We start from the raw sequence: 25,829 nt of genomic DNA on the forward strand, positions 1-25,829 counted from the left end.
CGATCCTATGCGCGGTGCGGACGTACTACGGGAGACCGGTCCCGTCAGGTGCGAGCGGCAGCCTCGAGGTCGCGGGCGAGGTTGGCGAGCACCTCGGCGTCCGTGGACGGCAGGTCGAGCCGCAGGACGCGCCGGCCATGGGCGGCGAGCGTCACGAGGTCGCCTTCGGCCTGCGCACGGTGGAGCGCGGCGAGCGTGAACGGTTGTCCGGGGACCTCGATGTCGGCCCTGTCGCGTGCCGTCACGAGCACGAACACGCCGGTGTTCGGTCCGCCCTTGTGCAGTTGGCCGGTGGAGTGCAGGTAACGCGGCCCCAGCTCGAAGCAGACGGCGTGTCCGCTGGCGTGGCTGACCGCGGCACAGGCGTCCCGGAGCGGAGCGAGCCGCTCATCGTCCTCAGGCGCGTAGACCAGCAGCGCCAGGTAATCGCCGCCGCGGAGCGAGCCCACCGCGTGTGCGAGCGCGTCCGTGCGCGTCGCGGGCGCCTCACCCTCCAGCGCACCCGCGTACGTGATCCACGTGCCGCCGACATCCGCGCTGGCTGCGGGCACCTCTGCCGCACCGCCGTCGAGTATCGCCGAGGTCGCGCGCTTGGCTTCCGTGACGGACGGCTCATCGAACGGGTTCACGCCGAGAAGCACGCCCGCGAGCGCCACGGCGTGCTCCCAGCGGACGAACTCGGCGCCGATGTCGAAGACGTCGGCGACCGTCAGCTCGAACACAGGGTGTCGCTCGGAGATCCGTCGCGACCAGTCGGCGAGGGTCGTGTCATCGCCGAAGCGCAGCACCACGAACGCTCGGTCGCTTCCGTAGGCGTCAGCTCCGGCGGGGTCGGCCTCTATCACCGGCACGACCCCGGTGCCGTTCTTGCCGAGCGACTCGGCCACAAGCTGCTCGACCCACAGGCCGAACGGCGCGAACGGGCCGGACGTGACCAGCGTGAGCTTGTCCTTGCCGGCCTCGCATGAGTCGGCGATCCAGGCCGCGAGCAGGGCGCCGGGGTTCTCGTCGATGGGCGCTGCGCACGCGTCTTCCATCGCCTCGGCGCGGGCGATCACGGAAGGCAGGTGGATGCCGGTGAGCGCGGCCGGCGCAAGCCCGAACATGCTGAGCGCCGAGTACCGGCCGCCCACGGTCGCCGGCGCGGTCAGAGCGATGCGGAGCATGTCGCGCTGGCGACGCTTCTCCAACGGCGAGCCGGGGTCGGTGATCACCACGATGTGCCGGCCCGCTTCGGCCTTGACCATTCCCGCGGCCGTGAACCATTCGCGCACGATCGCGTAGAGCGAGAGGGGCTCGATGGTGGTGCCCGACTTGCTTGCCACGATCACGAAGGTGGAATGGGGCTCCAGCCGATCGAGGGCCGTAGCCACCTGCACCGGTGACGTGGTGTCCAGCACGTGCAGGCGTGGGAACCCGGCGGCGCCCTCGATCATCCTGGACATCACGAGCGGCGCGAGCGACGAGCCACCCATGCCGAGGAGCAGCAGGTCGGTGGCACCTTCGTTCACGATGGCGTCGGCGAGGTTGGCGAGCAGGGGCAGACGGCCCGTCGCCTTCTTGGCGAGGTCGGTCCAGCCCAGTCGCTGCATGATGGGGATACGCGCGTCCAGGTCGTCGCTGAACAGGCTCACGTCGCGGGCTCGCAGCCGGGCGATCGCGTCCATCTCGATCAGTCTCTCGCGTGCAGACATCGCGGGGCCTCCTCAGACGTCATGGGCTTCCATCACCGGGACCGGAGCCTCGATGCCGGGGGTCGGTTCCATTCTAGCCACCAGTATGCCGCCAAGCACGACCATCGCCCCGCCGGCCACGGTGGGGAGGGTGAGCGGCTCGGCGAGGAATGCGGCGGCGAAGAGCACCGCAGCCACCGGTTCGGCGTAGGTGAGTATCGCCGCGTGGTCGGCGCGCACGGCGCGGAGGCCCGTGAGGAAGAGGAGGCCGGTGCCGGCCGTATGGACCACGCCGAGCGTTGCCAGCGACCCCCACTCCACGGCGGTGGATGGCCCTGGGAGCAGGAGCATCGCGGGCAGGAGCACGACCGAGGCCGCCAGCGTCTCGCCCGCCATGTACACGGGCACAGGGATGCCTTCGAGCAGCCGCTTCGCGACCACCACGCCGATGGAGTACGTGAACGCCGAGGCGAACGCGAGCGCCGCGCCGAGCAGATGCGTGCCGCCAGAGAGCGCGAGGCCCGCCGGCCCCACGATGACCACCGTACCCGCAAGCGCGAACCCGAGAGGAGCGAGCGCACGAGCATCGAACGGCTCGCGGGTGACGAGAGGGGAGAGCGCGGTCACGAGGACCGGACCCGTGTAGGTCAGCAGCACGGCGACAGCAACGCTCGTGAGCTGCAGCGCGCTGAAGAACAGGACCCAGTTGAGGGCGAGTACCACTCCCATGGCGGACAGGCCGAGCAGCCGACGCGGGGTGAGGCGCCTCACGTCGCTCAGCCGTCGGCGGAGCAGGAGGATGATCGTGGCCGCGGCGAATGCGAAGGCCACACGCCAGAAGACGATCACCAAAGCGCTGGTGTCGACCTGCCTGGAGAGCAGGGGGATCGAGCCCCACACGACGCCGGCGACGGCGATCCGGGCGAGTCCGCTCCGATACGAGACAGCGTGTCCCATCATCGCCCCTCGAGACGCATGCGGTGGTTGGCCGCCTCGCCGCTCAGCAGATGCGGGGAAGCTGCTCGCCCACGAGCATGTCCATGATGCGCGTGGCGCCGAACGACGTCCGCACGTACACCTTGCCCGCTGGACCCTCGGCCACCGCGCCGATGACCGCGGCCTCGGCTCCGTATGGGGCGGCCTTCATCGCCGCGAGCGCCGCCTCGGCCTGTTCGGCAGGCACTACCGCCACCATTTTGCCTTCGTTGGCTACCTGGTAGACGTCGTAGCCGAGCATCTCGCATGCGCCGCGGACCTGCTCGTTCACCGGCACATCGGGTTCCTCCACGGTGATCGAGACGCCCGAGGCCTCCGCCAGTTCGTTCAATGTGCTCGCCAGCCCGCCCCTGGTGGGGTCCCGGAAGCACCGTACGTCAGGGGCAGCCTCGAGCACGGCCGCCACGAGGTGGTTGAGCGGTGCGGCGTCGGTGCGGATGTCGGTGGAGAAGGACAGCCCCTCGCGCGTGGAGATCACAGCCACCCCGTGGTCGCCGAGCGTGCCCGAGAGCAGCACCACGTCGCCGGGGCGGCAGTGGGAGCCGGAGAGGTCGATCCCGTCGCCGAGCGCGCCCACTCCCGCGGTGTTCACGTACACGCCGTCGCCGTGCCCACGCTCCACCACTTTCGTGTCGCCGGTGACGATGCGCACGCCGGCCTCGGCTGCCGCATCCCGCATCGAGACGAGGATCCGCTTGAGGTCGGCGACGGCGAGCCCCTCCTCGAGGACGAAGCCCACCGAGAGGTAGAGCGGTTGCGCGCCCGATGTGGCCACGTCGTTCACGGTGCCGCAGACGGCGAGGCGTCCGATGTCGCCGCCCGGGAAGAAGAGCGGGCTCACGGTGTAGGTGTCGGTCGAGAATGCCAGCCTGCTCGTGGGCATATCGAGGGCCGCCGCGTCATCCATACGGAGCAGGATCTCATCACCGAACTCGGCAACGAAGATCTCCTCGATGAGCTCCTTCATCATGGTGCCGCCGCTGCCATGAGCCAGCAGGATCCGATCAGAGCGCATGTGGACCTCCATATCGCAGGGGGGTCCCCGTCCGGCGGTGGCGCCGGCAGGGTCAGTCCTGCCCCTTGCCGTAGTCGGTATACCGGTAGTACGCGGCGCACGAGCCTTCGCTCGAGACCATGCAGGGGCCCACCGGGTGCTCCGGCGTGCAGGCGCGGCCGAACAGCTTGCAGTCGAACGGCAGCACCACGCCGCGCAGCACGTCGCCGCACTGGCAGCCCTTGATCTCGCGTGGCTCGGGCGGTGTGACAGGGACACGCACGCGGGCGTCGTACCGGGAGAACTCCGGCCGCAGCGCGAGGCCGGTGCCGGGGATCACGCCGATCCCGCGCCATTCGGAGTCGCACGGCTCGAACGCGGCTTCCATCGCCGCGATCGCCGCGCGGTTGCCCGAGGCGTCAACGCCGCGTCCGTACGCGATCTCTATCTCGGCACGGCCCTCGGCGAGTTGGCGCGCGAGCATCCACACGCCCTGCAGCACGTCCACCGGCTCGAAGCCGGTGATCACGCCCGGCACGCCGTACTCGGCGGCCAGGAACTCGTACGGGCCGGTGCCGATGATGGTGGAGACGTGGCCGGGAAGGATGAAGCCCGTCACGCGCACCTCGGGATCGTTCACGAGCGCCTGCAACGCACCTGGGACCGTCTTGTGGAGCGAGAGCGCCGACCAGTTGGAGAGCCCGCGGCGTGCGGCCTCCTTGATCGTGAGCGCCACGGTGGGGGCGGTCGTCTCGAAGCCCACGCCGAGGAAGACCACGTGCTTGTCGGGCTCGCGTTCGGCGAGGGCGAGGGAGTCGAGCGGGGAGTACACCACGCGCACATCGCGCCCCTCGGCCTTCTCCGCCGAGAGCGACGAGTACGATCCCGGCACTTTCATCATGTCGCCGAAGGTGGTGAGGATCACACCCGGCTGCCGCGCCATCTCGATGGCGAGGTCGATATCCGGGTTCGCGGTCACGCAGACCGGGCAGCCGGGGCCCGACAGGAGCTTGATGGTCTCCGGCATCAGGCCACGCAGGCCGTGCTTGGCGATGGCCATGGTGTGGGTGCCGCAGACCTCCATCAGCGTGCAGGGCTCCTGCGCGGTGCTGTGGATGGCCTCGACCAGGGTGCGCGCGACCTCCGGGTCGCGGAAGCCGTCGAGGATGTCGTTCACGATGCCGGGACCTCGGCGGTCTCGCCAGGAGCCTCATCGGCCGATGCCTCGCCGGCCTCCATCTCCGCAGCGAGCTCGTCGGCGTGCTTGATGCCCATGCTCCGCAGCATCTCGAGGGTCTCGGCGGCGAACTCCTCGTCGATCTTCTGGATGGCGAACCCGGCGTGTACGAGCACGTGGTCACCCACGACCGCGTCCGGGGTCATCATGAGGCTTACGTGACGCTTCACGCCGAGGATGTCCACCTCGGCCATCTCGATCTCGTTGGGCTCGGAGACGATCCGCGCTGGGATTGCGAGGCACATACAGACCCTCCTGCTTCGTGCGTACGGTCGGCCATTGACGGCACCCGTCCACTATAGCGGGAGGCGGCCTCATTGCCGAGTGTGGCGGCCGTATCGCGGTAAGGACTCATCAGCCGATCCAGTCGGGGCGCTCAGGCGCAAGAGCAGCAGACAATGATTTCGTTGTAAGAACATCGAAATAGATGTAATCTGTCTGCATGGCACCGCTATCGGACATCGGCTCGCAGCTCATCACCGCCCGCATCGCCCAGGGGCTCTCACAGCGTGAGTTGGCCGAACTGGTGGGTGTACACCAGCAGCAGATCGCGCGCTGGGAGAAGGAGCGGTACGGGTGCGTCTCTCTCAAGCGGCTCTCGCTCGTTGCCGACGCTCTTGGCATAGGGGAGGCGCCGCTTCTGGCTGCCGAGGCACCCGCAGCCTACGGCACCGCTGTGCTTCATCGGCACGCAGGGGCGACTCCGGTGCGCGATCTCGGTGAGGTGATCGCGCGAATCCGCGCGCATGCGCACGAGCTCCATGAACGTTTCGGCGTGACGAGGATCGATGTCTTCGGCTCGTTCGCGCGTGGTGAGCAGACGCCGGAGAGCGATGTGGACCTCATCGTGGAGGTGGCCGAGCCGACTCTTGAGACGGTGTTCGGGTCGGAGCGGTTCTTGATCGACCTGCTGGGTCGCACGGCGCAGTGTGGCTCACTGGCGTCCATCAATCCCCGGGTCCGTAGGAATGTGATCGAGGACCTGGTGCATGTGTGGCAGGCGTAGCGAGGCGGCGTACGTTGCCGACATGGTGGCCGCCTGCGAGCGGATGTTGGTCTTTGCCTCAGGGAGGCCTACGCAGGACATATTGGACGAGTGCCTGCCTTACCGTGGGGCGATCCTGCATCAACTCATAGTCCTCGGTGAGGCTGCACGCTACATCACAATCGAACGCCGACAGCAGTGGATCGACATTCCCTGGCAGGACATAGTCGGCATGCGTGACAAGCTGGTGCACTACTACCACGGTATCGATGACGCGCTCGTGCTCCATGCCCTCCGCGCGGCGGTTCCCCGTGTGCTACCGCAGCTGCGCGAGATGCTGGTCATCCTGGACCGCGAGGAGCGCGCGGGCGAGTAGAGATCACGCTTCCGCGCGCCTCGCCCACGCCACGACGGCCTGGCCGAAGGAGACGCCGCCGTCGTTGGCGGGCAGTTCGCGGTGCACGAGGGGTTCGAGTCCGGCTTCGCGTAGGCCGAGCACACAGCCGCGCACCACCAGGCGGTTCATGAAGACCCCGCCCGCAAGCGCGACGTGGCGCACCCCGAGGTCCGGCGCGAGGCGGGTGCACACGCCCAGGACCGCCGACACCACCGCCCGGTGGAACCGCATCGAGATCGCCGGCGCTCCCACGCCCGCGGCGACGTCATCGAGCACGGCGGCCAGAACGGGCGCGCTGTCCACCTGGAGCGAGCCGCCCAGCTCCTCGAGCAGACCGAACGCGTACGCGCCGCGCGCGGCAGGGTCGGCGAGCGCCTCGAGCTCGATGGCCGCCTGCCCCTCGTAGAGCGCGTCGTCGCGCACGCCCGCAAGAGCAGCTACGGCATCGAAGAGCCGACCCATCGAGCTCGTCATCGGCGTGTTGAGGCCGTGCGAGATCATCGCGAGGATGGTCTGCTCCTCGCCCTCGGCCAGACGTTCGCGAAGCGGCGCTGCACCCGGGTGGCCGAGCAGGCCGCATTCGGAGAGAGCGCCGAGCGCCATACGGGCGGGGCGCCGGATCGCGGCGGCCCCGCCGGGGAGCGGCAGCGTGCGCAGGTGCGCCACGCGGTCGAACCCGGCCCAGTCGGCGGCCAGCCATTCACCGCCCCAGATGGTGCCATCCGCGCCATAGCCGGTACCGTCGAGCGCTACGCCGAGCACCCTCTCGGAGACGCCGTGCTCGGCCGTCACGCTGGCGATGTGCGCGTGATGGTGCTGCACCCCGATCGCGGGCAGTCCGAGGGAGAGCGCGTGCTTCGTGGAGAGGTACTCGGGGTGGAGATCGTAGGCCACCACCTCCGGGCGCACCCGGAACAACCGCTCGTAGAGAGCGATCGTGCGCTCGTAGCTCGCAAGCGTCTCGGCGTTCTCCATGTCGCCGATGTGCTGCGATACGAACGCGTGCGCTCCGGTGAGCAGACAGAACGTGTTCTTCTGCTCGGGCCCTGCGGCGAGGATGTCCACATCGCTGGTGAACGGCGCCCGCAGCGGGAAGGGGGCGCGACCGCGGGCGCGTCTGATGTGCTCCACGCCAACGTCGGGGGTGTGCCGCTCCACGGAGTCGTCGTACCGCGAGTAGATGTCGCGATCATGCATCAGGAAGGCGTCGGCGATGGAGCCGAGCCGCTCGAGCGCCTCGGCGTTCCCGGTGGCGATCGGTTCGTCGCTCAGGTTGCCCGAGGTCATCACGAGCGGCCCGCCGAACGCGTCGAGGAGCAGGTGGTGCAGCGGCGTGTACGGCAACATCACGCCGAGTTCGCGCAGACCGGGGGCGAGGGAGGGCGCCAGGGTGGGGGTCAGCGGCGCAGTTCCGCAGGCGGGGGAGGTGCCGAGGACGCTTGAGGCGTCCGCAGGCGCCGAGGGCCCCCGCCGAGGACTGTCTGAGCACGCGACCCCCACCCTGGCGCCGTCACTCAAGCGCAGCAGCACGATGGGCGCCGACGGAGCGGTGAGCAGCGCCTCCTCCTCGGCAGAGATCACGCAGTGCTCGCGCACCGCCTCCAGCGAGGGCGCCATCACGGCGAGCGCCTTGCCCCAGCGACGCTTGCGCTCGCGCAGCCGCAGAACCGCGTCCTCGTTGGCGGCGTCGCACGCTAGCTGGAAGCCGCCCAGGCCCTTGACGGCCACGATCGCGCCCTTACGGAGCAACCGTACGGCGTCGTCGATGATCGCGGCTGCGCGCTCGCGCTCCACGCTCACCTCGCGGTGTGGTCGGGGGACGGCCTCCACCGCCGGGTCCCACTCGGCATCAGCGATGTCGACGTCGCCGCCGTTGAGGTAGAGGCGCGGCCCGCACCGGAAGCATGCGTTGGGCTGCGCGTGGAAGCGCCGGTCGCCGGGGTCGGTGTACTCGGCTGCGCATTCGTCGCACAGCGGGAAGTCGCGCATCGTGGTCATCGGACGGTCATACGGCACATCCTCGATGATCGTGAAGCGAGGACCGCAGTTGGTGCAGTTCGTGAACGGGTAGCCGTAACGCCTGTCCGCCGGGTCGCGGAGCTCGGCGGCGCAGTCCGCACAGGTCGCGATGTCGGGCGAGACCAGGGTCATCGTGCCTTCGATGCTCTCGGACTCCACGATGGCGAAACCCTGGTGCCCTTCGGCCGCGATATCGGTGACATGTACCGCGTCGATCACCGCCATCGGCGGCGCCTCTTCGCGGATGGCCGCCACGAAGGCGCCGATGGCGTCCGGTCCGCCCTCGGCGTGGGCGAACACACCCTCGGAGGTGTTCTTCACCCAGCCGGAGATCCCGTGGCGCATCGCAAGGTTGTACACGAACGGCCTGAAGCCGACGCCCTGCACCACGCCGGTGACGTGCAGCGAGACGGCGGGCATGCGATCAGTCCCCGCTGAGTCCGTCGGCCACGAACCGGTTGTTCAGGAGCACGAACAGCTTGTACGACTGGTCCAGAAGATCCATGGCGTCGTGGCCCATGCTCGGCTGGAGCGTCTCCTTGGCGCCGTTGAACGGTGAGTCGTGGATGAACGCGTTACGCGCTTCGCGCAGCTGTCGCCAACGATAGGGGAAGTCGCGATAGCCGAGCTCGGCAGCCGCCTCTTCGAACTCCTCGCCCGCGAGCGCGGGGAAGAGCTTGCCGATGCGGACACCGATCGCTCGCTGGGTGTCCATCACCATCCGCCGGAGCGGCAGGTCGGCGCCGTGGGCGTCCATGATGCGGTCGAGGATGTCCTCCAGCACCGCCTCGAGGAGCGCCATCACCAGGATCACCACGATCTCATGTTCGCCGTCGCGGTTGTACTGCCGGATGCGGGCGTCGAGGCGCCTGATGCGTTCGGTGGGGTAGACACGGCGGTCGCCGTCGGTGGCGCCGCACACGGAGCAGGGGTGGTGCCCGTCCATGAACGACGGGTCGCCGCTGATGTAGCCGCAGACGGGGCACTCCCAGTACAGCGGCGCTTCGCCCGTGTCAGGAGCGAAGACCGTGCTATGCGATGGGCGGGTCTGCTTGAAGCGGCGCTTCTTGCTCATCCCTGTGCGTCAGAGCCGCTCTACGGTGACGTCGTCATCGGTCACCGCGAGGTTGGCAACGGCGCTCTCCAGCTTCTCGCGCGCCTCGCCGAGCATCACGGTGACCTGCGCCAGATCGGCGCTCGTTGCTGTGCGCCGTCCCTGGTCGGCAAGGTGGTGCAGCTGCTCGAGATGCTGCTGGGAGAGGGCGAGCGAGTCGTTGATCATGGCCACGGCCAGCTTCATCTGACCGGTGTTGATGCCGCCTTCGCACATGGGCGTCCCTGCCTTTCATCGTTAGCGGCCGCTCGGGCCGCATGTCTCGATCGGGTCTATCGGGCGCTCAGCACCACGACATGGTCGAGCAGCCGCACCTCTTTGAGCGTCGCCTCTACCGAGCGATGTCCGCCGTAGAGGTCGTACAGCTTGAGCGTTCCATCCTCGGGGACGATCGTCGTCACATCGTCGATCGCCTCAACCTCGGAGCCGTCGGGTCCCTCGATGACCACGCGGGCCTCACACATCTCCTACACCTCCTCTTTCAGTGCCGAGGTCACCACGCTGATGACCTCCTCGAGCAAGTGGGGCAGTGGGTCCTTCGTGGTCCCGACCAGGTCGATCCTGGGATTCGTCAACGGTAGCATGACCTTACGGGCGCCTGAGAGCGCGAGCGCCTCGGCCATGCCCGGTGTCACCTCGCCCATCATGGAGTCGGGGATGAGCGCCGAGAGCGGGCCTATGAGGATATCGGCTTCGCGGGCGGTGACGCGAACCGCGTTCTCGCCGGTAGCGCCCCTGTTGGCGCCCGCCTTGAGCATGGCGGTGGTGGCGGTGGAGTTGGTCCCCACCGCAAGGATCTCGATGTGTTCGCCAAAGGCGGCCCGCAGGCGCTGGACGACCTCCTGGCCGATCCGGCCGCCCATCCCGTCGACCACCATCACACGTCGGCTCATCCGACGCTCCGATCTAGCCGAGCCAGGCCGAGAGTTCGTCGGCAAGGCGCTTCTTCGGCATCGCCCCAACCAGCTTCTTGACGACTTCGCCGCCGGAGAACACCAACAGCGTGGGGATCGAGAGGACGTCGTACTTGGTGGCGGTCACGGGGTTCTCGTCCACATTGAGTTTGGCGACCGTGATCCCCGGCTGCTCCGTGGCGATCTCCTCGAGCACCGGCTCCATCATCCGGCAGGGACCGCACCACGGCGCCCAGAAGTCGAGTACCACGGGCTTGTCGCTGTCGAGCACGTCGGTCTGGAAGCTGTCATCGGTCACATGCTTGAGGGTCTCGCTCATGTGGTCCTCCGTTCGCGTCTGCCGACGCTTAGCCGATCGAACACAGACGGTCGTCGATATAGCGGACCGCTTCGAACGCTGCCGCCGCGCCTCCGGCGGCGGCGGTGACTACCTGCTTCAACTCGCCCACGGTCACATCGCCGGCCGCGTACAGCCCAGGGTACGACGTGCGGCCGTCGGGGTCTATCCTCACGTACCCGCCGTCATCGAGGTCGCACAGGCTGTCCACGAGCGCGCTCTTGGGCTCCACGCCGACGAAGATGAAGACACCGTCGAGAGGCAGGAACTCGTCCGGTTCGTCGTTGGTGGCGATGAGGTCGAGGCCGACGACCTTGCCGTCTTCGCCCTTGATCCCGCCGACCACGCGGCTCCACTTCATCTCGACCTTCTCGTTCTCGAAGCACCGCTCCTGTATGCACTTGGTGGCACGAAGCTCGTTGCGCCGGTGGATGACGTAGACCTTCTCGGCGAACTTGGTGAGGAACAGCGCCTCCTCCACGGCGGCGTCACCCCCGCCGACCACGGCGACGGTCTTGCCCCTGAAGAGGGCGCCGTCGCAGGTGGCGCACCATGACACGCCTCGGCCGGTGAACTCGGCCTCTCCTGGTACGTTCAGCCGCTTGGGGACGGCTCCTGTGGCCAGGATGACGGCGTGCGCCAGGACCTGTTCGCCCTCCGAGTTCGTGATGATGAAGTCCAGGTCCTGGGGGACGATAGACTCGATGCTGGCGAAGGTGCGGAACTCAGCGCCGAAATGCTCCGCCTGTCGGTACATGAGGTCGCTGAGCTCGGCTCCCGAGACCCCTTCCGGGAACGCGGGGTAGTTCTCCACCCAGTCGGTGGTGACGATCTGTCCGCCCGGGAGGGCGGTCTCGAAGACGACGGTCTTCGCGCGTGCGCGCGACGCGTACAGTGCGGCGGTAAGACCCGCCGGGCCCCCGCCGATCACAGCGATATCGATGGTCTCCATCAGATGGTGCCTCCAGACAGGTACTTCTCGTCGATCGATACATCCACGCCGGCCGCCGCCGCCTCCGTGCGGATCTGCTGGAGGTTCGACATGGCGTCCTCGGCGATCACCGCGGCATGCGCATCCGTGGACTGCCTGCTCACATCGATCACCGTCGCGAACTGCTGGACGGCGGCCTGGTAGTCGCCCCGGCCTTTCCAGTAGAAGATCCCCAGGTTGAAGTTGGCCTGCAGGTGCGTCGGATCGCTCTTCAGCACGGTCGAGAGGCCCTGGATCGCGGCATCGGTCTGGCCGATGTAGAAGTACAGCACCGACATGTCGGTGCGGACCTCGTTGCTGTCGGGGTCCGACTCCAGGTACTTCTGATAGTAGGAGATGCCCTTCTGGGCGTATGCGGCGTTCCCGGTCTCACTGTGCAGGCCGTAGTAGGCGTTGCCCACCTGCATGATCGCGTCGAGGTCATCCGGTCTGGACTGCAGGACCACCAGCCCGTCGAGCAGGTCCCGCTGGTTCTGAGAGAGCTGGTCGCGGAACTCGGTGGGGATCCCCGCCGCCTCGTTGCCGCCGTTCGCCAGTTGGGACGTGTACAGCGAAAGGGCGAGGACGCCGGCGAACACCGCTATCGCGATCGCGAGGATCGTGAGCGGTGTCTTGTATCGCTGGAACCACCTCGCCGCACGCTTCGGCCAGCTCGGTCTGCCCTCCTCGCGGCGCTCGACCTTCAAGCCGTAGGTCTGCGCCTTGAGCAGCATGTTGAGGTCGTTCGTGACAAGCGTGAGATCCTCGCAGCCGCTCGAACACGCCTGGTACGCGGCGGCGAGTATGCGGTCGTCGGCGTTGCGGAGGGACAAGCCGTCGGGCAGGTCCACATCGGAGTCGAGCGGCAGCACGCGGAGGCGGCCGCCATCAGGCAGCTCCACGCCGTCCACGAGACTCCCGGTCTCCGAGAAGTCGAAGAGTATCCTGCTCACCTCGCGACCACGGAAGCGGAGGTCGGGGTCCACCCGCGAAGTCTTGAGCTTGTCGATCTCGCCCAGGACGGTCTCCGGGACGATGAGCTCGGCGTCGGGGTACGCGAAGAGTATCTCCGGGTTGGAGAGCAGCACGTTCGTGTCGAGGACTACGGTTCGCATCGGTTCACACTCACTGTCTTTCGTCTGACGAGGGCCCCTCGGACGCTCTATCGCCGATAGTACCAGCATCTGCCGGTACCATATGGCGACGTATGACCACGAGGAGCACGATGAGCACGAGCACGACCATCCCCACGGTCGCGAGTCTGTCGATGTAGGACGTCCTCACATCGAGGGTCGTCTCGGCAACGGTCACGCCACCCGAGACCGCCGAGATGCGCAGACGTGATGCAATCGCGTTGCGGAGATCCACCGGGACGGTGATGAAGTTCTGTGTCGGCTCGAGCGCGACGGAGGTGGTGGTGCGTTCACCGCGAGCGTCGAGCGGCTCCACCACGATTGTCAGTTCCAGGTGCTTTCCGGTGGAGTTCACCACGGTGAACGGGACCTCGCCGGTACTGCCCGACAGCGTGACGTCCTTCACATCAAGGACCACCCTGGCGAACTCGCTCGACACGAACTCCTGAACGCGGGTCACCATATCGCGAGGACGCACGACGCGCGGCCACGTCCCGTGAGGGCCGCTCCAGAGCTCGCTCTCGGCGACCAGCAACATGCGGGAGGCTGACATCACGTCGGCGTCGTCCTCGCCCGCCGCGTCCGAATAGGCGCGCACCAACGAGCGTGCCGTAGCGAGTCCGTCCCAGTACCCGTTCGGGGCGCTCGTGGCGCCCTCGGCGATCGATACCACTGCGGCATCCTCGGGTGCGACGACCCCGTCCACCGGCTGCCAACGCAGCCAGTCGGCGCGCTCCACCCACCCGGCCGCGTCCCGGACGGCATCGACGCCGCCCTGGGCATCGGGCCCCACGTCGATCATGAGCGTGACGGGGCCGGACCCCAGCCGATCGAACAGCACGTCGTAGAACTCGTCCGATCCGGCGTCGATGGCCGCGGTGACCTCGTCGTCAGGGACGATGACCGTGAGGTGGTCGTTCGACAGTGTATAGATACCGGGCGCGGGCTCTCCACCATCGATCCGCAGCGCCCGTCCAGGCGCCACCAGCGCTTGCGTCGCGCGGGCGTCCAGCGACGTGATGCCTGCACGGGTGAGGGACGAGCCGAGATACGCCGTTCCCGATGCCGTCACGGAGCGAACCGCCGCAAGGTCCACCGAGTCGGCGAGGGCCCAGTGCGCCGCCAGATCGGATTCGGCTCCTGCCTCCGCGAGGCCGGCGAGATCGGGAAGCGCATACGGGACGTCCAGCAGTGTGAGCGCTCCGGACGCATTGGCATCGACGAGAGCGTCGAGTGCGTCTCCCGCTTCTGTCACCGTATCGGCGTCCGGGGCGACCTCGGCACCTTCCGGGGCGACCCCGTCGCCGTTGGGCGCCTGGTAGCCGCCGGCGGTGCGCGCGACCTCCTCGATGAGGACGGGTGGCAGCGCGAGCGAGATCGGCACCCCGGCGTTCACGGCAAGGTCCGCGATTGCGATCAGATCCGACCGTAGCGCCACGCCGGTGGCCGGGTCGGCATCGGCGCTGCTCTGATGGTCCACCGACGCGGTACCCCAGACCCTGGCCACCAGCACGACCGGCTGTGGCGCGGTGTCAGGGTCGAGCACGAGCAGCCTGCCGGAGGCGGTGGTGGGGTCGGATCCGGAAGCGAGGACGCGGATCTCTATCGGGTACCGCCCTTGCGTGAGCATGGTGGCACCGGCGCTGCGCTCGAACCCGATGGCGTGCGCCCCGGCATCCATGTTCCACCGCACCTCGGTCTTCTGGTAGACCAGACGCCCTTCAGGCGAGTGGAGCCGGAACCTCACCTCCAGATATTCGGCGGGCTCCGAAAGGGACACTGTCACGGTCGCGGGTACGCTCTCCCCGGTCCGCACAACGGTCTCGGGCTGTGAGATGTCCACTCCCACGACCTGGGTCCCCGGCTCCGCCGATGCGTTGACCGGTCCCCACACCGGGCCGAGCACGAGCGCCATCGTGACGAGCGCTACAGCGGTGAACGCGCGCATGGCTCTGTGTTGTTCCTGGGGCATCCGGTCGTCCGATCCGCGGTCCCGGATGACCGGGAGCGGCAGGGGGTTCGTGTACGATGGAGAAGTACGTGGCGAGATTATCACACGGTAGGTACTCCTTTGCGACGCGAGAGGGCCACAACCGATGTCCACGAAAGATGACAAGACGCAGGTCCCTGACGTATTGCCGCTCATACCCCTGCGAGACCTCATCATCTTCCCCAATCTCGTGGTGCCGCTGTTCGTCGGCCGGGAGCGCTCCATCAGCGCGCTCGAACAGTGCATGAGGACCGATCATCTGGTCGCGCTCGTGACGCAACGTGAAGCCGCCACGCAGGACCCCGGACCCTCGGACATCTACGACGTGGGCTGTGTGGTGACCGTCCTGCAGGAGCTTAAGCTCCCCGATGGGACCGCCAAGGCGCTCGTGGAAGGCGTGCAGCGCATACGCATCCTCGAGTACCTGGAGTCGGATCCGTACTTCAAGGTGCGTGTGGAGATCATCGAGGAACCGCAGGAAGCCGATGTGGAGACCAAGGCGCTGATGCGGAACCTCGTCACCGACTTCGAGAGCGCCTCGCAACTCGGCAAGCCGATCCCTCAGGAGGTCCTTGCCGCGGCTTCGGCGATCGAGGAGCCGGGCCGCCTGGCCGACTTCGTGACGTTCCACCTCTCGCTCAAGATCGAGGAGAAGCAGGAGATCCTTGAGGCTCTGGACCCGAAAGAGCGTCTGCAGAAGACATCGACGTTCCTGCGCAAGGAGCTCGAGATCCTCGAGCTCGGCTCCAGGATCCAGAACCGTGTCAAGGAGTCGATGTCCAAGAGTCAGCGCGAGTACTTCCTCAGAGAGCAGCTCAAGGCGATCCAGCAGGAGCTCGGGCAGTACGACGAAGCCCAGGCGGAGATCGACGAGTATCGCGAGAAGGTCGCAGCTTCCGGTATGCCGGAGGATGTGGAGGCCAAGGCGCTCAAGGAGCTCGGCAGGCTGGAGAAGATGCCTCAGGCGGCCGCCGAGACGGGCGTGATCCGCACGTATCTCGATTGGCTGACCGGGCTGCCGTGGGATACCTCCGACGAGGAGAAGCTCGACCTGGTGGAGGCGCAGGCGATCCTGGACGAGGATCACTACGGCCTCGAGAAGGTCAAGGAGCGTGTGCTCGAGTACCTTGCCGTACACAAGCTCACGGACCACATGCGTGGGCCGATCCTCTGCTTCGTGGGACCTCCCGGCGTGGGCAAGACGTCCATCGGCAAGTCGATCGCCAGGGCGCTCAACCGCAAGTTCATCCGCATGTCCCTCGGCGGGGTGCGCGACGAGGCCGAGATCCGCGGGCATCGTCGTACGTACGTCGGGGCGTTGCCGGGTCGTATCATCCAATCGATCAACCAGGTGGGGACCGACAACCCCGTCTTCATGATGGACGAGGTCGACAAGGTGGGTATGGATTTTCGTGGCGACCCCACGTCGGCGCTGCTCGAGGTCCTGGACCCTGAGCAGAACAACTCCTTCCAGGACCACTATCTCGAGGTGCCGTTCGATCTGTCGGACGTCATGTTCATCACCACGGCCAACGTCCTCGATCCTATCCCGCCGGCGCTGCGGGACCGCATGGAGGTCATCCACTTCCCCGGCTATACCGAGGACGAGAAGCTCCACATCGCACGGAGGTATCTCGTTCCCAAGCAGCTCAAGGAGCACGGACTCACCACGAAGATGATCTCGATCACGGACGCTGCGCTTCGCGAGATCATCCGCCGTTACACGCGTGAGGCGGGCGTGCGCAACCTGGAGCGTCAGATCGCCACGATCTGCCGTCAGGTTGCACGTAAGGTCGTGGAGGGAGAGACCGGCAAGACGAGCGTCACCGGCAAGGCGATCCACTCGTATCTTGGCCCGGAGAAGTTCACCTTCGGTCTGGCCGAGAAGAAGGACGAGGTGGGGGTGGCCACCGGGCTCGTGTGGACCGAGGTGGGCGGCGACGTGATCTTCATCGAGGCGACGACGATGAAGGGCAAGGGCAACCTCGTGCTGACCGGCCAGCTGGGCGATGTCATGCGCGAGTCCGCTCAGGCCGCGGTGAGTTGGATCCGCGCCAACGCGGCGGACCTCGAGGTCGACCCGGACTTCGTCGAGGCGCTCGACCTGCATATCCATGTCCCGGCGGCCGCCATCCCGAAGGACGGCCCGTCGGCAGGCATCACGATGGCAACCGCGCTGCTGTCCGCGCTCAGGGGCGCACGCGTCAAGCGCAAGGTGGCGATGACCGGCGAGATCACGCTGCGGGGGAGGGTGCTCCCCGTGGGCGGCCTCAAGGAGAAGCTCCTTGCGGCGCATCGCGCAGGCATCAAGACGGTGCTCATACCCAGCGAGAACACGCGGGACCTCGAGCTCGTTCCCGAGCATGTGAGGACCGAGATGGAGATCGTCCCCGTGGCGACCATGGATGACGTGCTCGCGCTCGCTTTCGCCTAGAGCCGTTCGACCTCCGCACTGCGCCACTCGGCCGGGTCGCTGCCCTGTCGAGCGGACCACCAATGCCGTTCAGCATCATTAATGCACCGTCCGTCAACACATAGTGTGACGTAGATTACAGTCGCTCCACTGCGGGTACAAAGTCTTACTCCAAGACGGAGTGATTGAAAACCGAAAGCACGACCTGAGTGGGAGACGCGGATACGTCGGACATATCCCCGGTCACCGTGGTCCGGCGTGGAGTCAGTGGTGAGACCGACCCGATCAAGGGTCGGTCTCGTTCATTTTCTGGAGACGTGTTCTACGCGCCTTCGTGGACGGGGGAAGCAGGGAGGTGTCTACGATGACGGCACAAGTGATGAAGGGAATGCATAGGCGAGGCGCATTGTGGCGCGTCTTCGCCGCGTACGTGGCCTTCATACTCGCTCTGGCGGTAGCCGGACCGGGCATGACGGTCCTCGCGGCGGAAGGCGAAGCAGTGCCACAGCCGCTTGCCGAGAAGGCGACGGAGGAGGTCCTGCCGGAAGTCCCGGCTGAGGATCCTCTGGAGGCCCCGGCAGAGGAGCCGCTCGAGCCAGCCACCGAGCCACCGGCGGACGAGCCGGAGCCGGTAGAGGATGCAGCTCCGGCCGATGAGCCTGAGGGCGATGAAATCGCACTGCAGGCTTCGGTCGAGGCGCCCGTCGCGACGGTAGCTGCGCTTGTGGCTCCCGCCAAGGCGGAGAAGGACGAGGGTGACAACTCTTGGATCTGCGCCGGCGGCGTGAAGCTTGATGGTTCGCCCCGCACCGGCACGTACACGTGGGATACGTCAGGCACCGAGGAGACTCCCACCACGCCGTCAGACTACGAGCTCTCGATAGTCACCGCTATGACGGATGACGGCATGGTGATGAGCTTCACGTCCAACTACCCGGTCACCAAGGTCCGGGTGAAGGGCGGAGACGGCTACATTGACTATGATTACTCGCCTGGTGTGTTGTCAGGGTCTGGTCTGCATGCTCCGGTCAACGATTCCGGGAAGTATGCGGACATCAGCCACATCGTGTTCTGCTTCGACCTGAGCGAGCCTCACGACTCGCACATCATCGTGATGAAGTTCCGCGATGACGTTGTGACGAACGGCGAGCACGACGGCGGCGAGGGTTGGCTCGAAGGATTCGCCTTCGATCTCTATGAGGGCGCATCTGAGACCGGTCCGTGGACCAAGGTGGCCACCGAGACCACCACTGGCGCAAGCGGCCAGGCCGATTTCGGCATGTGGCCCACGGGTTGGTACAAGATCGTCGAGGTGTTGAGCCCCGCGCAGATTGCGGCAGGCGAGACCCCCACGTCGGGTGATCCGCTCGGCGAGATGGTCTTCTACCACACCGGGCAGGTCAACTCCGAGAAGCGTTTCGGCAACATCATCGAAGAGCTTCCCCCCGAGGAAGGCGACCTCGTGATCTACAAGTTCCACGACCTCGATGAGGACGGGGAATACGACGAGGGCGAGCCGATGCTCGAGGGCTGGGAGTTCGAGATCTTCGTGGGCCAGAGCTTGACTGCAACGGGTACCACCGGGGCCGATGGCTCGCTGTCGTTCCCGGGTCTGGACCCCGGCGAGTACAGCGCTACGGAGACGCTCGTGAGTGGCTGGGTCAACACCACACCGCTCACTCAGAGCACCACGGTCGTTGATGGCGAGACGGCCGAGCTGTGGTTCGGCAACGTCGAGGAAGAGCTTCCTCCTGAGGAAGGCGACCTCGTGATCTACAAGTTCCACGACCTCGATGAGGACGGGGAATACGACGAGGGCGAGCCGATGCTCGAGGACTGGGAGTTCACGGTCACCGTCGAGACACCACCGCTTCAGATCGAGCAGGTCACCCCTTCGGCGATCATGCTGATCGGCACCGGTCTCACCGACGGTGACGGCATGCTCGAGTTCCTTGGCTTGGATCCCGCTGAGTACACCGTGACTGAGACGCTGCAGGACGGCTGGGTCAACACCACGCCGCTCACGCAGAAGGGGACCGTGGTCGATGGCGAGACCACCGAGGTATGGTTCGGCAACATCGAGGAAGAGCTTCCTCCTGAGGAAGGCGACCTCGTGATCTACAAGTTCCACGACCTCGATGAGGACGGGGAATACGACGAGGGCGAGCCGATGCTCGAGGACTGGGAGTTCACGGTCACCGTGGAGTCCGAGCCCATCCTCAACGACCAGATCAACCCTTCGGCGATCATGCTGATCGGGACCGGTCTCACCGACGGTGACGGCATGCTCGAGTTCCTTGGCTTGGATCCCGCTGAGTACACCGTGACCGAGACGCTGCAGGACGGCTGGGTCAACACCACGCCGCTCACGCAGGTCGCGACGGTCGTCGATGGCGAGACCACCGAGGTATGGTTCGGCAACGTCGAGTTGTTCCTCCCGTTCACCGAACTGGACCTCGCAATCACCAAGGTGGCCGATCGTGACAGTGCCGCTCCTGGTGCTCTCGTGACATACACTTTGACCTACTGGAACAATGGCGAACTTGCTGCCGAGAACTACACGATCGTCGATGATTTCGACGAGCGGTACGTCACCGTTGTCGATGCCAACGGCGGCGTCGTGTCGGGTGGGAAGATCACCTGGACGATGGCCGGTCCGCTTGCGCTCGAAGACGGTAAGCAGACGCTGACCTACACGGTGCGGATCGACGAGGACATGCCGGATGGCCGGACCAACGTCGACAACGTCGTTGTGATCGATCATCCGCAGGATGCCGATCCCACCAACAACTCCGACGATGAGCGCGTCGTGGTGCGGGTAGGCGAACCGTTCCTGCCGTTCACCGGTACGGAGGCGTGGCTGCTGCTTGCGGCAGCGTTGGCAGCCGGCACGGCCGGTCTGGCGCTCAGGCTTGCACCCCGCAAGACGTCGTAGCGCACACCGGTTGTGAGGGGCCCGGCACTGTCCGACTGCCGGGGCGAGGGGCGCACTCGAGAGGGTGCGCCCCTCTTTGTGCGCATACAACGAGACCCCGGGGAGGGAGGTCCGGGGTCTCGTGTCGCTCCTATGGGGGTGCCGCGTCTTACAGCGCCGGGATGTTCTCGCCCCAGTCGATGACACCGTTGTCACGCCAGTCGAGGATGTGTCCCACCTCGTGGGCGATGATGCGCTCCAGGCTGCTGGTGTGCGTGGGGCTGATCACGATGCGGCCCGACTGGTAGTAGCAGATCGCCTGGTATCCCTTGGCGTCGCCGAAGGTGACGGTCGAGCCGGCGAGGATCGGGTACTTGGAGATGTAGCGGGCCAGGATCGACCGCGCGGTTGCCGTCTCGTCAACGGGAGCGGAGGTGGTGCTGCGGGCGCTTGAGCTCGTGGTGGATGCCGACGAAGTCCGGGTGCTGCTGGTGCGGGCCGCGCTTGTGGCGGCTGGCGCGGGCGCCTCGATCTTCGTGGCCGTGCGTGCGGCGGTGCGAACGCTCTTCGCGAGCGGCTCGACCGAGTCCGCGACGAGTGCCGCTGTGTGCGTTTCGGCACTGAGCCTGTTGCGGAAGACGCCGCCGATGTTGGCTGCGGCGACCGCGTCATCGACCGGTGCGAAGCCTGCGACGAGAACGAGTGCGAGGGCAACGAGCGTGGTCGCCGCTGCGAACCTCATCGTCCGGGTGGTGATGCTGGTCATGGTGGATCGCCCCTTGTTCGAGTTCCTCGCGCACATCGGCCCGACTTCTCCTCAAGGCGCAGAGGTGTCGGGCCGACAACGCGTGGCTCGTACCTTCGGCAATCCGGCTGTCGTGGGAAGCGAGGCTTCCGGTAGACCCGTGATTTTGCGAAGCCGACCTTTCGGCCGACCGTGCCTTTTCGGGAGCGATCCGATGTTCGCTTTTCAATCCTGCCGTACACTTCTCATATCGGCAGCGGTACGGCTGGTCTTTATAGCATATTGTGTCGTTCGTCACAGGATTCTTGTGAGGAACGTCACACCGCTCGAGCGGAGGTCTGCAGAACGTGCGCCTACGGGATCGCTGGATACGCGCAACAGGGAACCTCCTGCTCGGCGTCGCCCTAGGCCTTGGGTCGTACTACGGGCTCACGACCCTCGTCGGCTCCCATGCCCAGGAGGTCCTGCGCGACGAGGCGGCTGCGGTGGCTCCCTACCGGGCCGAGGCGCCCGACAAGGTCCTCGAGGCGCCCGATGGCCCCGCCCTGGACTTCTCTGGGTGGCATGAGGAGGACGAGGCGCACTGGCGGTCGCTCGATGCGGGTGCGGTGTTCGGGAGGATCGTGATCCCGGCGATCGGGTTGGATACCCTCGTGGTGAACGGCGTGAGTACCGCTGACCTGCGAAAAGGTCCCGGATGGATCGACTGGACCGATCTCCCGGGGCCGGAGGGCACCTGCGGCATATCGGGACACCGCACGACCTACGGCGCGCCGTTCGCACGCGTGGATGAGCTCGTGCAGGGTGATACCATCGACCTGTACTCACCGTACCGGCGCTATCGCTATTCTGTGACCGGTACGGTGATAGTGCGTCCGGACCAGATCGAGGTCGTAGCGCCAACGGAGCACCCCTCATTGACGCTCACGGCCTGTCATCCGCCGTACAGCGCACGGTATCGCATAGCGGTACAGGCGGAACTCGTCGAAGTGCGGCGCGTCTCCGGAGATGCGCCATAGGGAGGCAGCATGAGGGTGGTCGTAACGGGAGGCGCCGGATTCATCGGCGGTAATCTGGTCCACGCGCTGCTGGGTGGCGGGGCCGAGGTGACGATCATCGACGACCTCTCAACAGGGTCGATGGACAACGTGCACCCGGCAGCCGCCTTCCGATGCCTGGACGTGCTGTCTCCGGAGGCGGCACAAGCCATCAGCGATGCGCATCCGGACGTGGTGGTCCACCTCGCCGCACAGGTGAGCGTTGCCGCTTCGCTGGCGGATCCGGCGTTCGACCGGGCGGTGAACGTAGATGGGACGCGCGCTGTGGCTGAGGCCGCGGTCGCTGCGGGTGCAAGGCGGGTCCTGTCGGCGTCCTCTGCCGCCGTGTACGGAGAACCGCAGGAGCTGCCGCTCACCGAGACGTCGCCCACTGCGCCTGCTGTGCCGTACGGCGCATCCAAGCTGGAGGCTGAGGGCGTCATCGCGGAGGTGCTGCGACCGGCGGGCGTGGACTTCGCTTCTCTGCGGTTCGCGAACGTCTACGGACCCCGTCAGCGAGCCGAGGGTGAGGGAGGCGTGGTGGCGGAGTTCGCCTCTCGTATGGCGCGCGGTGAGACGCCGGTGATATTCGGCTCGGGCAGCCAGACCAGGGACTTCATCTACGTGGCCGACGTGGTCAACGCGTGTGTCCTGGCTGCGACCCACGAGGGGGTACTCGCCCATCCCGGCGTGAGCGGCCCCGCGTACAACATCTCCACGGGGACGGCGACGTCCGTGAACATGCTGGCCGAGGGGCTGCGGGTGGCCATGCGGTACCCCGGGGCGATCGAGCGGGCGGATGCCCGCGAGGGGGACGTCGAAGAAAGCGTCCTCTCTCCCGCAAAAGCGGCGGATGCCTTCGGCTGGAGCGCAGCGGTGGAACTGCAGGCCGGACTCGCCGCGACCGGGACCTGGTTCATGCAGCAGTCGTGAAGGATCCCGCGGACATCACCGGCGAGGCGAAGCGGCTCGATGCTCTCTTCCGGGCGAAGGCGCAGGCGGAGATAGCTGCTGCCGAGGCCGTTGCAGGCGACAACGGCTCTGTGAGAGGGCAGGGCGACGAACTCGCAGACGTGCTGCTCGTCAAGGGTGAGCCCGGGCCCGGTGACCTCGACGCGGGCCGTGCTCTCGCGGGCGCTGATGGAGAAGCAGCAGGTAAGGCGCTTGACGCGCTCGGAGTGGCATCGGAGCGGTTCGCTTTCTGTACGCGGTCAGCGGACCTGCCGGAGGCCACCCGGCTCGAGCGGACGCGCCTCATGGTGGAGGCGGTCGACCCGCGGATCGTGGTCGCGCTCGATCCCCTGGCCGCCGAGGACATCCTGGACGCCTACGGTTGCGAAGCCGTGCCGCCGGGGACGCTCACCTACGTGCAAGGCCGCGCCTTCGTCGCCCTCGAAGGACTTGAGGCGTCGCTCTCCGACGAGGCCCTGAAGAGGCGCGTGTGGCGACAGCTCAAGGCTCTAGGTCCGCTCGGGCAGGCCGGACAGTAAGACAGGCGCCCCGGGGGACGCCTGTCGAGACCTTGCGCGCGGGCTGTGATCAGTCTTCCTCGATCTCCGTGATCGCGCCCATCGGGCACTCCTCCATGCACGTGCCGCATGCCGTGCAGTCCTCTTCGTTCACCGGCTGAGCGACATCGTTCACGAGGTCGAGCACGCCCTCAGGGCACACGTCCACGCAGATGCCGCAGCCGGAGCATTCATCCACATCGATGATCGGTCGGGGCATAGAGACTCCTTCGTTTCGAACGCCGCATCCGTGCGGCGGTGGGCACATCGCGGCGGATGATACAGAAGGCCCGGCAAGCGTGTAAAGGAGCGTAGGCCGCTGCAGGTCGAGCGGTCCGGAACCGCTGCTGAGCGGCGGTAGGTCATTCGCGTACGCGCGCATGCAGGAGATATGCTGCGCACCGGCCCACAGCCTCGCGTATTGCATGGCTGTTACAGATAACTTGACAATGGAACACTTAGATTTCATACTGCGAAAGGCGCCGGCTCAGTGTCGGCGCACTGCGCTGCACTCTGTGAACAAGCCGCTCCGGTGCGACCGGGGGGATTCGAAAGGAGCACTACCCATGGGCAAGATCATCGGCATCGACCTCGGTACGACGAACTCGGCTGTCGCGGTCCTCGAGGGCGGCGAGCCCACGATCATCGTGAACGCCGAGGGCGATCGCACCACGCCGTCGGTCGTCGCGTTCCGCAAGGATGGCGAGCGTATCGTCGGCAAGGCGGCCAAGAACCAGGCCGTGACGAACCCGGAACACACCATCACCTCGATCAAGCGCTTCATCGGCCGCAAGTACGAGGAGACCTCCTCCGAGCGCGGCACCATCGCGTACAACGTGGAGAAGGGCAAGGACGGCCGTTCGGTCGTGATGGTCGAGGACAAGCGCTACACGCCCGAGGAGATCTCGGCCATGGTGCTGCAGAAGCTCAAGGCCGACGCCGAGGCGTACCTCGGCCATCCGGTCACCGAGGCGGTCATCACCGTTCCGGCCTACTTCAACGACATGCAGCGTCAGGCCACCAAGGACGCGGGTAAGATCGCGGGCCTCGAGGTCAAGCGCATCATCAACGAGCCCACGGCGGCGGCGCTGGCGTACGGCCTCGACAAGGGCGCTCACGACCAGACCATCCTGGTGTTCGACCTTGGCGGCGGCACGTTCGACGTGTCCGTCCTCGAGATCGGCGAGGGCGTCTTCGAGGTGAAGTCCACCTCGGGTGACAACCACCTCGGCGGCGATGACTGGGACCAGCGCATCATCGATTGGCTTGCCGACAAGTTCAAGGCCGATCACGGCATCGACCTGCGCAACGACAAGATGGCGCTGCAGCGCCTGCGCGCGGAGGCGGAGAAGGCGAAGATGGAACTCTCCACCACGCAGACCGCGCAGATCAACCTGCCGTTCATCACGGCGGATGCGAGCGGCCCGAAGCACCTCGACTACACGCTCACGCGCGCCGAGTTCCAGAAGATCACTTCTGACCTGCTCGAGCGGTGCCGTAAGCCGGTCCAGGCCGCGCTCAAGGACGCCGGGGTCAAGTCCGGCGACCTCGACCACGCGATCCTGGTCGGCGGTTCCACGCGCATGCCGGCGGTCCAGGAGCTGGTGAAGCAACTCACCGGCAAGGACCCGCACAAGGGCGTCAATCCGGACGAGGTCGTGGCCATCGGCGCGGCTATCCAGGGCGGCGTGCTTGGCGGCGACGTGAAAGATATCCTCCTGCTCGACGTGACGCCGCTCGCACTCGGCGTTGAGACGCTTGGCGGCGTGATGACCAAGCTGATCGAGCGCAACACGACCATCCCCACGCGCAAGAGCGAGACCTTCACCACGGCGGCGGACGGTCAGACGAGCGTGGAGATCCACGTGCTGCAGGGCGAGCGGGAGATGGCCGCGTACAACAAGACGCTCGGGAAGTTCCATCTCATGAACATCCCGCCCGCGCCCCGCGGCGTGCCGCAGATCGAAGTGGCCTTCGACATCGACGCCAACGGCATCGTGAACGTCTCGGCCAAGGATCTGGGCACGGGGCAGGAGCAGAAGATCACCATCACGGGCACGACCGCTCTCTCGGACGAGGAAGTCGACCGTATGGTCAACGACGCCGAGGCGCACGCGGACGAGGATCTCAAGAAGAAGGAAGAGGCGGAGGTGCGCAACAACGCCGACACACTGGTGTACGGCACCGAGAAGACGCTCTCAGACCTGGGCGACAAAGTACCCGAGGATACGAAGAGCGAGATCCAGTCGGCCATCGCGGACGTGAAGACGGCGCTCGAGGGTGACGACACCGAGGCCATCAAGACCGCCACGACCGGCCTGCAGGAGAAGAGCTACAAGCTTGCGGAGATCGTGTACCAGCAGGTACAGGAGGAGCAGGCTGCCGAGGGTGAGACCACGCCCGAAGCGGACGAGGAAGTGGCCGACTACGAGGTCGTCGACGAGGACGAGTAG

Annotated in this window: 24 protein-coding genes and 1 riboswitch; of the genes, 8 read left to right on the forward strand and 16 right to left on the reverse strand. The window is 66.7% G+C overall.

The window, feature by feature from the left end:
- Window positions 1-44: 44 nt before the first annotated feature.
- From MSB02_RS10080 to MSB02_RS10100, 5 genes are read right to left on the reverse strand one after another with little or no spacing between them, the layout of a single operon-like run.
- Window positions 45-1,694 (reverse strand): hypothetical protein, encoded by a 1,650-nt coding sequence (locus tag MSB02_RS10080; RefSeq protein ID WP_267195114.1) that lies wholly within the window; start codon window positions 1,692-1,694, stop codon window positions 45-47.
- Between the two features lie 12 nt (window positions 1,695-1,706).
- Entirely contained in the window at window positions 1,707-2,630 is a 924-nt protein-coding gene (locus tag MSB02_RS10085; protein ID WP_267195115.1) for a DMT family transporter, read from the reverse strand.
- Window positions 2,631-2,673: 43 nt separating this feature from the next.
- Window positions 2,674-3,684, reverse strand: a complete 1,011-nt coding sequence (hypE, locus tag MSB02_RS10090; protein ID WP_267195116.1) for a hydrogenase expression/formation protein HypE — start codon at window positions 3,682-3,684, stop codon at window positions 2,674-2,676.
- Window positions 3,685-3,736: 52 nt separating this feature from the next.
- On the reverse strand, window positions 3,737-4,840 hold the full coding sequence (hypD, locus tag MSB02_RS10095) for a hydrogenase formation protein HypD (RefSeq protein WP_267195117.1): 1,104 nt from the start codon (window positions 4,838-4,840) through the stop codon (window positions 3,737-3,739).
- Window positions 4,837-5,145 (reverse strand): HypC/HybG/HupF family hydrogenase formation chaperone, encoded by a 309-nt coding sequence (locus MSB02_RS10100; protein WP_267195118.1) that lies wholly within the window; start codon window positions 5,143-5,145, stop codon window positions 4,837-4,839. Before MSB02_RS10100 ends, hypD begins: the two co-directional genes overlap by 4 nt.
- Window positions 5,146-5,342: 197 nt before the next feature.
- Between MSB02_RS10100 and MSB02_RS10105 the strand changes: the two genes are divergently transcribed.
- Window positions 5,343-5,906: a helix-turn-helix domain-containing protein gene (locus MSB02_RS10105; protein WP_267195119.1), complete on the forward strand. Its 564-nt coding sequence runs from the start codon at window positions 5,343-5,345 to the stop codon at window positions 5,904-5,906.
- Complete coding sequence (locus MSB02_RS10110; protein ID WP_267195120.1) at window positions 5,890-6,261, forward strand: HepT-like ribonuclease domain-containing protein; 372 nt, start codon at window positions 5,890-5,892, stop codon at window positions 6,259-6,261. The genes MSB02_RS10105 and MSB02_RS10110 overlap by 17 nt, the downstream gene beginning before the upstream one ends.
- Before the next feature lie 3 nt (window positions 6,262-6,264).
- Here the strand turns inward: MSB02_RS10110 and MSB02_RS10115 are convergent, their stop codons facing one another.
- The 9 genes from MSB02_RS10115 to MSB02_RS10155 are packed head-to-tail and all read right to left on the reverse strand — an operon-like array spanning window position 6,265 to window position 14,717.
- Window positions 6,265-8,721, reverse strand: coding sequence for a carbamoyltransferase HypF (locus MSB02_RS10115; protein WP_267195121.1), 2,457 nt, complete (start codon window positions 8,719-8,721; stop codon window positions 6,265-6,267).
- 4 nt (window positions 8,722-8,725) lie between these two features.
- Window positions 8,726-9,376, reverse strand: a complete 651-nt coding sequence (locus MSB02_RS10120; protein ID WP_267195122.1) for a hypothetical protein — start codon at window positions 9,374-9,376, stop codon at window positions 8,726-8,728.
- A gap of 9 nt (window positions 9,377-9,385) precedes the next feature.
- Entirely contained in the window at window positions 9,386-9,631 is a 246-nt protein-coding gene (locus MSB02_RS10125; protein ID WP_267195123.1) for a hypothetical protein, read from the reverse strand.
- 56 nt (window positions 9,632-9,687) lie between these two features.
- Window positions 9,688-9,879, reverse strand: a complete 192-nt coding sequence (locus MSB02_RS10130; protein WP_267195124.1) for a CooT family nickel-binding protein — start codon at window positions 9,877-9,879, stop codon at window positions 9,688-9,690.
- Window positions 9,880-9,882: 3 nt separating this feature from the next.
- Window positions 9,883-10,308 carry a DUF3842 family protein gene (locus tag MSB02_RS10135; protein ID WP_267195125.1) on the reverse strand — a complete coding sequence of 142 codons (426 nt, stop codon included), beginning with the start codon at window positions 10,306-10,308 and terminating at the stop codon, window positions 9,883-9,885.
- Window positions 10,309-10,321: 13 nt separating this feature from the next.
- The gene (gene trxA, locus MSB02_RS10140; protein ID WP_267195126.1) at window positions 10,322-10,648 is read right to left on the reverse strand and encodes a thioredoxin; all 327 of its coding nucleotides are present in this window, start codon (window positions 10,646-10,648) and stop codon (window positions 10,322-10,324) included.
- 28 nt (window positions 10,649-10,676) lie between these two features.
- Complete coding sequence (gene trxB / locus MSB02_RS10145) at window positions 10,677-11,618, reverse strand: thioredoxin-disulfide reductase (RefSeq protein ID WP_267195127.1); 942 nt, start codon at window positions 11,616-11,618, stop codon at window positions 10,677-10,679.
- Entirely contained in the window at window positions 11,618-12,751 is a 1,134-nt protein-coding gene (locus tag MSB02_RS10150) for a PIN domain-containing protein (protein WP_267195128.1), read from the reverse strand. The genes trxB and MSB02_RS10150 overlap by 1 nt, the downstream gene beginning before the upstream one ends.
- Before the next feature lie 10 nt (window positions 12,752-12,761).
- Entirely contained in the window at window positions 12,762-14,717 is a 1,956-nt protein-coding gene (locus MSB02_RS10155; protein WP_267195129.1) for a hypothetical protein, read from the reverse strand.
- Window positions 14,718-14,865: 148 nt separating this feature from the next.
- On the opposite strand from MSB02_RS10155, the gene lon reads away from it, so the two are divergent.
- Complete coding sequence (gene lon / locus MSB02_RS10160) at window positions 14,866-17,193, forward strand: endopeptidase La (protein WP_267195130.1); 2,328 nt, start codon at window positions 14,866-14,868, stop codon at window positions 17,191-17,193.
- 343 nt (window positions 17,194-17,536) lie between these two features.
- Complete coding sequence (locus MSB02_RS10165) at window positions 17,537-20,107, forward strand: SpaA isopeptide-forming pilin-related protein (protein WP_267195131.1); 2,571 nt, start codon at window positions 17,537-17,539, stop codon at window positions 20,105-20,107.
- A gap of 148 nt (window positions 20,108-20,255) precedes the next feature.
- Here the strand turns inward: MSB02_RS10165 and MSB02_RS10170 are convergent, their stop codons facing one another.
- A complete protein-coding gene (locus MSB02_RS10170) occupies window positions 20,256-20,852 on the reverse strand; it encodes a hypothetical protein (RefSeq protein ID WP_267195132.1) in 597 nt (198 codons plus the stop codon).
- A gap of 94 nt (window positions 20,853-20,946) precedes the next feature.
- Window positions 20,947-21,038: riboswitch (cyclic di-GMP riboswitch) on the reverse strand.
- 140 nt (window positions 21,039-21,178) lie between these two features.
- Here MSB02_RS10170 and MSB02_RS10175 point away from each other — a divergent pair.
- The 3 genes from MSB02_RS10175 to MSB02_RS10185 are packed head-to-tail and all read left to right on the forward strand — an operon-like array spanning window position 21,179 to window position 23,358.
- On the forward strand, window positions 21,179-21,850 hold the full coding sequence (locus MSB02_RS10175; protein WP_267195133.1) for a sortase: 672 nt from the start codon (window positions 21,179-21,181) through the stop codon (window positions 21,848-21,850).
- A gap of 9 nt (window positions 21,851-21,859) precedes the next feature.
- A complete protein-coding gene (locus MSB02_RS10180) occupies window positions 21,860-22,801 on the forward strand; it encodes an NAD-dependent epimerase/dehydratase family protein (RefSeq protein ID WP_267195134.1) in 942 nt (313 codons plus the stop codon).
- A complete protein-coding gene (locus MSB02_RS10185; RefSeq protein ID WP_267195135.1) occupies window positions 22,798-23,358 on the forward strand; it encodes a uracil-DNA glycosylase family protein in 561 nt (186 codons plus the stop codon). Before MSB02_RS10180 ends, MSB02_RS10185 begins: the two co-directional genes overlap by 4 nt.
- 49 nt (window positions 23,359-23,407) lie before the next feature.
- Here the strand turns inward: MSB02_RS10185 and MSB02_RS10190 are convergent, their stop codons facing one another.
- Entirely contained in the window at window positions 23,408-23,596 is a 189-nt protein-coding gene (locus MSB02_RS10190; protein WP_267195136.1) for an ATP-binding protein, read from the reverse strand.
- A 346-nt stretch (window positions 23,597-23,942) separates the two neighbouring features.
- Between MSB02_RS10190 and dnaK the strand changes: the two genes are divergently transcribed.
- A complete protein-coding gene (gene dnaK, locus MSB02_RS10195; protein ID WP_267195137.1) occupies window positions 23,943-25,829 on the forward strand; it encodes a molecular chaperone DnaK in 1,887 nt (628 codons plus the stop codon).

Origin of the sequence: Anaerosoma tenue (assembly GCF_023161965.1) — a bacterium.
Classification (GTDB): domain Bacteria; phylum Actinomycetota; class Coriobacteriia; order Anaerosomatales; family Anaerosomataceae; genus Anaerosoma; species Anaerosoma tenue.